Source organism: Lysinibacillus sp. GbtcB16, from assembly GCF_019091145.1.
Lineage (GTDB): Bacteria > Bacillota > Bacilli > Bacillales_A > Planococcaceae > Lysinibacillus > Lysinibacillus fusiformis.
Genome location: NZ_JAGXJV010000757.1, coordinates 1 through 244 on the forward strand (window position 1 = coordinate 1; position 244 = coordinate 244).

Here is a 244-nt window from a genome sequence, read left to right on the forward strand (position 1 = left end):
ACCCGGGCCCGATGGGGCAGGAGATTGTCCCGACCGATGGCGCAATCCAAGTATGGGGCAAGGTGAAGGAGTCGCCGCTATGGGCGAAACGTGGCGCTGCGCCGGTGCAAGCAGGCGAGCCATGGATTCGCCGGGGTGTCGGCGCCTCGATGGTGATGCACGGAGCCGGGCTCGGCCTCGGCATTCCGGATCACTCGGGCGGGCGTATCGCGCTTACGCCGGATGGGAAACTGCAGGCCTCCTT

The 244-nt window shown here is 67.2% G+C and carries 1 pseudogene; it reads left to right on the forward strand.

Annotation, left to right across the window (positions count from 1 at the left end):
• Positions 1-244: pseudogene (locus tag KVT27_RS25810) on the forward strand (molybdopterin cofactor-binding domain-containing protein); the annotation flags it as partial.